This window comes from Dethiosulfatibacter sp. (assembly GCF_983023055.1).
Map to the genome: position 1 here is coordinate 1 of NZ_CEZJXU010000224.1, position 4122 is coordinate 4122.

The following is a 4122-nucleotide window of genomic DNA, read 5'->3' on the forward strand; positions in this document are numbered from 1 at the left end:
CGACCTCTTAATATCCGTTATGGTCACATGAAGCGTGACCCGGATAACGCAGCGAAGCTGCTTTCTTGTTGCCCACGATCGTTAATATTTACAAAATACCTTGGAACACTGGAATTTTGAAACCTTGTTTCTAAAATAATGAAACTTGTATTGACATTTGGCTGTTATGCAGTAAAATGTACTTATGGTAGATAAAGTTGCTCAATTAGAGCAACTTTTAAATAAATTACAAGAGGTAGAAAAATGATAAAGAGACCGGCATGGGTTGAGGTGAATTTGGATAATGTCATCCATAACTTCAATGAAGTAAAAAGAGTTGTAAAAAAAGGTACAAAAATTTGTCCCGTAATAAAGGCTGATGCCTATAAGCAGGGAGTAATTGAAATAGCAAAGACTTATATTGACGAGGATGCGGACATGGTTGCAGTGGCAGTTCTTGATGAAGCCCTTGAAATCAGAAAGGAATATAAGGATATTCCTATATTGGTACTTGGATATACTCCAGAGGAAGCTTATGGACTTGCCATTGAAAACGATATCACACTGACCATATATACATATGACCAGGGAATAGGAATTAGCAAAAAGTGCGAGGAAATGGATCAATATGCAGCGCTTCACATCAAGATTGAAACTGGAATGAACAGGCTTGGTTTTATTACTACAGAGAAGAGCAGAGATGAAATTCTAGAATTAAAAGAATCGGAAAGGCTTGGAATTGAGGGAATATATACACATATGGCAAGAGCCGATGAATTTGACAAGGCAATAGCAAAAAATCAGCAGAAAAGATTTGATGATTTCTATGATAGCCTTGTTGAAAAGGGACTTAGAATACCTACAAGACATATTTCAAACAGTGCCTCTATAATAGATCTTCCGGAATTTAACTATGAAATGGTAAGACCTGGAATCATGCTAACAGGGCTATATCCTTCCGACGAGGTTAACAAGTCAAATGTGGACCTCAGGCAGACAATTACACTTAAGGCGAGAATAGCCCTTGTAAAGACAATACAAAAGGGTGAAGGAATAAGTTACGGACACAAGTTTATTGCGAACAAGGAAATGATTATTGGAACATTGCCCCTTGGCTATGCTGACGGATTTTCAAGACTTCTTTCAGGAAAGATGGAAGTGTCTGTAAAAGGAGTTAGGTGCAGGATTCTGGGAAGAATTTGTATGGACCAGTGTGTAGTGGATTTGACAGATGTTCCTTATGCAAAAATGGGCGATGAGGTTGTGATTTATGATGACGGAACTGATGCAGGACTTAATATCGACCAGGTAGCCGAACTTCTGGGCACTATAAACTATGAGATAGTTACAATGCTTGACAGAAGGCTTCCCAGAGTATATACGAAAAATAGAGAGGAAGTAGCTATCAGGAATTATCTGGTTTGATAAGAGACATCTTAAAGGAGAATACACATGCCCCATGTATTGTTTTCAATAATATTTGCCCTTATGGCTGCAGTCGGCAATGCAATGTATGCATTGAGCCAGAAAAAGACTGATGCTTCAGCCAGTCCTTTTTTGTTCATAATTCTTGCAATGGCGTTATGCATAGTCATACTTTCTACGTTGTCCATGGCTTTTCCCAAAATCGGAATCAGAAGTTATATTGTCATGAACTATAAATGGATAATTTTTGGAGGAGCAGGCCTTGCACTTACCTTTACAGGGTTTTATCTTCTCTACAGCAGGTTCGGGCCATCCTATTATATTCTATATGCAGTCCTTTCTATAATTACGACTTCGGTAATAGTAGGGATTTTTGTTCTTAAGGAAAGGATGAATATATACTATGCATTGTCTGTGTCAGCTGCCGTTACAACAATCATATTGTTTACGATAGGGAAAATGTCTCCCGAATAAATACCAAATTAAAATTTTAAAAAATTAATTAAAGCAGTCTGAAATCTAATTATTAGATGAAGGACTGTTTTGCATTACAATCTTCATATGATATAATAAACAAAAACATCAGGAGGAGACTATGGGAATAACGGCTGCTTTTTTTGACATAGACGGAACACTTTACAGGGAAGGTCTCATTACTGCAACTTTCAAGAAGCTGGTGAAGTCTGAGCTTATTGGCCAGCAGAGATGGTTCAATGAGGTTAAGGAAAAATATGACAAGTGGGACAAGAGAAGAGGAAACTATGACGACTATCTTCTTAAGATAGCTGAAATCTATATAGATGCCACTGTAGGACTTCATAAATCTCAGATTGAATTCATAGCAAAAAAGGTTGTGGAGCAAAACGGAGACCGGGTCTATAAGTTTACCAGAGACAGGATAAGATGGCACAAGGACATGGGGCATAAGGTTATAACAATATCAGGATCTCCAGAAGAACTTGTAAGGGAAATGGCGGAAATGCACGGATTCGATGACTATATAGGAACCAGGTATGAAAAGGACGAAAAGGACTGCTTTACAGGGAATATTACTCCAATGTGGGACAGCAAAAATAAGATACGTGCCATAGGGGACTTTGTAGAAAAATACAACATAGACCTTTCAAAATCCTACGGATACGGAGATACGGCAGGGGATTATTCAATGCTTTCAATATTGGGACATCCAACAGCTGTAAATCCTACAAGAGAGCTGCTTAGCAAATTAAGAGGAAATGAAGAGATTGCGGAAAAGACAAATATAGTGGTTGAAAGAAAAGATATGATCTACAGGTTGGATTTTTCAAAGATAGATTTTTAAGGTTGATATAAATTAATATATAGTTGGATAGTTCACATTAAAAGTGAAATGAGAATCAGGTGACTATGAGTCGTGACTTGGAGATATGTCTTTCATCTATATTAAATCAAGAAAGACATAATCGACGGAACAGGGAATAGTTACATGATTTTCATGAACGAACATCGAAGTAGGAAATTGAAATCAATAATTCTTAACTTCGATGGAAACTAATCCGACGTATACACCATTGTAAAATAACTAGTAGTACCTTCTTCTCCGGGTTTAACATATTGTGCTGAATTCTTATTCTCCAAGAGGTTCTTGTGACAACCCATTGAGTCAACATAGGTGAGAAAGGTAATAAGTGTTTCTGGAGAATCCAGATTATCATTTGTATATCTTGAAATCCTTTCAAAATCCATATCGGATATGGAACTGAAGGTTTCCACATCATGAAGTGAGGCCTCTCTGTATGACAGATAGTGGCTGAAGTCTATGGAGGCTATTAGTAAAGTGTTTTCAGAGTCCAGTGTTTCTGCAAGGAAGTTGCCGAAATCAGTGGATTCTTTTATTGTAAGTGTTGTGGGAAGAGCAACGGTGTTGATTTTTGCAGCAGGAAAATAATACTTTATGAAGGGAATGAGTACAGAATTTGAATGTTCAAGCTCCATGAATCCATTGTCGATTTTTACAAGTGGATGTGTGGATAGTTTTTCATTATACTTTGCATTGATTTTCAAGGTACCGAAAGGTGTGGACCAGTCGTTGTTGGAGATTATTATATCATTGCCTCTTCTTGAATTGTGGTCCGGACCTATTATCACTATATTGTCGTAGTGGTTTTTTTCAACGGATTTTAACAGATTGTGGACAAGATCTGACGCCAGAAGATGATGTGTGGATATCAATCCCTTTACATTTGAATAGCAGTCTTCTTCTGATATGACCTTGCTGTTTTCCAGACCATTATAAAAGAGGTTGAGATCAAAGGGCAGGCATTGGTTATATTCAGTTGATATATAATCTTCTGAAATATCTTGTGTTTCAACAGGTCCTTTAATTGTACATCCGGTACATGTAGACAAGAGAGAAAGACAAATAAGTAATGTTAGTATTTTCTTCATAAGAATTCACCTCAAAACTGATGGAATTGATATAGCAAAAATATATTCACTTATATTTTACCACATTTCACAATATTTTTAAACTCGTATTCCAGTATTGAACGGTCATATAACTGTATACCTTACATTAATTACATCATTTGTATCCCCTGCAGTTCGTAGTATATAAATTCAGGTCAGAAAATGAATTGTTCTAGTTTAAGTATTAAAACATCATAGAATTGAGGAAAAAAATGCCGAACATGTTTGTAAAGTACATGTTCGGCATTTAGTTTAATTGTGGTATAGTCG

At 36.6% G+C, this 4122-nt stretch carries 4 protein-coding genes; 3 read left to right on the forward strand and 1 reads right to left on the reverse strand.

The window, feature by feature from the left end:
- The first annotated feature begins 243 nt into the window (after positions 1-243).
- The 3 genes from alr to AC3AX0_RS08520 all read left to right on the forward strand — a co-directional run bounded on the left by alr (position 244) and on the right by AC3AX0_RS08520 (position 2725).
- A complete protein-coding gene (alr, locus tag AC3AX0_RS08510) occupies positions 244-1404 on the forward strand; it encodes an alanine racemase (protein ID WP_487549871.1) in 1161 nt (386 codons plus the stop codon).
- 27 nt (positions 1405-1431) lie between these two features.
- Positions 1432-1878 carry an EamA family transporter gene (locus tag AC3AX0_RS08515; protein ID WP_487549872.1) on the forward strand — a complete coding sequence of 149 codons (447 nt, stop codon included), beginning with the start codon at positions 1432-1434 and terminating at the stop codon, positions 1876-1878.
- 121 nt (positions 1879-1999) lie between these two features.
- Positions 2000-2725: an HAD-IB family hydrolase gene (locus AC3AX0_RS08520; protein ID WP_487549873.1), complete on the forward strand. Its 726-nt coding sequence runs from the start codon at positions 2000-2002 to the stop codon at positions 2723-2725.
- Between the two features lie 209 nt (positions 2726-2934).
- Here AC3AX0_RS08520 and amrB read toward each other — a convergent pair whose 3' ends face one another.
- Positions 2935-3831, reverse strand: coding sequence for an AmmeMemoRadiSam system protein B (gene amrB, locus AC3AX0_RS08525; protein ID WP_487549874.1), 897 nt, complete (start codon positions 3829-3831; stop codon positions 2935-2937).
- Positions 3832-4122: the final 291 nt, after the last annotated feature.

What these genes read in the sequence shown, in the direction of transcription:
- alr (WP_487549871.1), top strand. Translation starts at nt 244, where the DNA reads ATGATAAAGAGACCGGCATGGGTTGAGGTGAATTTGGATAATGTCATC.
- AC3AX0_RS08515 (WP_487549872.1), top strand. Translation starts at nt 1,432, where the DNA reads ATGCCCCATGTATTGTTTTCAATAATATTTGCCCTTATGGCTGCAGTC.
- AC3AX0_RS08520 (WP_487549873.1), top strand. Translation starts at nt 2,000, where the DNA reads ATGGGAATAACGGCTGCTTTTTTTGACATAGACGGAACACTTTACAGG.
- amrB (WP_487549874.1), bottom strand. Translation starts at nt 3,831, where the DNA reads ATGAAGAAAATACTAACATTACTTATTTGTCTTTCTCTCTTGTCTACA.